Source organism: Inquilinus sp., from assembly GCF_057815775.1.
In genome coordinates, this window is record NZ_JBYRFX010000865.1 from 1 (window position 1) to 1,842 (window position 1,842).

2 protein-coding genes are annotated in these 1,842 nt (G+C 66.2%); both read left to right on the forward strand.

The genetic code is table 11. The features are described 5' to 3' along the window. On the forward strand, positions 1-321 hold a 321-nt coding region (locus AC3XYG_RS31050; protein WP_489143748.1), incomplete at its 5' end, for an aldose epimerase family protein. Positions 322-593: 272 nt separating this feature from the next. Continuing rightward, positions 594-1,661, forward strand: a complete 1,068-nt coding sequence (locus AC3XYG_RS31055; protein ID WP_489143749.1) for a saccharopine dehydrogenase family protein — start codon at positions 594-596, stop codon at positions 1,659-1,661. Positions 1,662-1,842 lie beyond the last annotated feature (181 nt).

Consider the following 1,842-nt stretch of genomic DNA (forward strand, 5'->3'; position numbering starts at 1 on the left):
CCGCCGCCGGAGAAGGATCTGCGCCGCGGCTTCCGGCCGGAGGATGTGCGCACCGACAACACCTACACCGGCTGGGACCGCCGGGCGGTGATCGAATGGCCGGAGCGGCGCGCCTGGATCACGATCGAGGCCGAAGCACCGCTCGACTTCCTGGTCTGCTATTCGCCCGACGATCCCTATGTCTGCGTCGAGCCGGTCAGCAACTCGACCGACGCGTTCAACCTGGCCGCTTCCGGCCGCACCGACACCGGCATGGCGGTGCTGCAGCCCGGCGACGTGCTGCGCGGTGTGATCCGGCTGCGGCCGGAGGTGGTGGCGTAGGATCGCAGGCTGGGTTCGCCCCGGGGCGAATTCAGCCTACCTCGAAGAATCAGTGTTGAATGGGCGGCTGGCCACAGAATCCGGCCGGCTAATTATCTTTCGCATACCTCCCGATCCACCGGCGACTCGAAGGCCGGATCGACCCCGCGCGCACCTTCCGGAACGGCTGTTCACAAGGCTTTCTGCGGCTTTCCGGCCGGGGTACAGACGGCGCATCCGAACCGCCCCGGCGCGACCTGCTCCGGGGCGTCCGTCTGTGAAGGAGAGTCGTCATGACCAAGGTTCTGCTGCTGGGCGGTGGCAAGATCGGCACCTGCATCACTGCGCTGCTGACCGCCACCGGGGACTATCAGCTCACGATCGGCGACCAGGACCAGGGCACGCTCGACCGCCTCGACGCCAATGTCGCGAAGCGCCAGCTGCGCTTCGACGACCTGCAGGCGCTGCGCGACGCGGTGGCCGGCCATGACGCCGTGATCTCCGCCGCGCCGTTTCACCTGACGCCGCTGATCGCCGAGGCGGCGAAGGATCGCGGCGCTCACTATTTCGACCTGACCGAAGACGTCGAGAGCACCCGCCGGGTCAAGGCGCTGGCCGAGGGCGCCAAGACCGCCTTCGCCCCGCAATGCGGCTTGGCGCCGGGCTTCATTTCGATCGTCGGCTACGACCTGGCCAAGCGCTTCGACGAGCTGCACACCGTGCACATGCGCGTCGGCGCCCTGCCGGTCTATCCGTCGAACGCGCTGAAGTACAACCTGACCTGGTCGACCGACGGCCTGATCAACGAGTACTGCAATCCGTGCGAGGCGATCCATGAAGGCGAGCTGCGCGAGGTGCTGCCGCTCGAGGGCATGGAGCACATCTCGCTCGACGGCATCGACTACGAGGCGTTCAACACCTCGGGCGGCCTCGGCACGCTGTGCGAGACGCTGGACGGCAAGGTCAAGTTCCTGAACTACAAGACCGTGCGCTATCCCGGCCATCGCGACATCGTCAAGATCCTGGTCAACGAGCTGCAGCTGGGCCAGCGCCGCGACATCCTGAAGGACGTACTGGAAGCCTCGATCCCGATGACCAAGCAGGACGTGGTCCTGATCTTCGTCACCGCCTGGGGCAAGAAGGACGGCCGGCTGATGCAGGAGACCTACGCCAAGAAGGTCTACGCCAAGGAAATCGGCGGCCAGCTGTGGAGCGCGATCCAGGTCACCACCGCGGCCGGCATCTGCGCCATGGTCGACCTGCACCGCACGGGCAAGCTGCCGCAGAGCGGCTTCGTGCGGCAGGAACAGGCTGACCTGTCGGACTTCCTGGCCAACCGCTTCGGCCAGCATTACGCCTAAGAAGAACCGGGTTTAGGGACGGAAACGGGAAAGGGCGCGGCCGAGGCTGCGCCCTTTTCATTTGGGTCAGGGCGTTTGCAGCAATCGCTGCCGTAGCAGGCTCTGCATGTCGCGGCGCCCGTCGACAATGCAATGCACGACCACTGCGTCCTCGCGGACCCGATAAATGATGCGGTAGGGC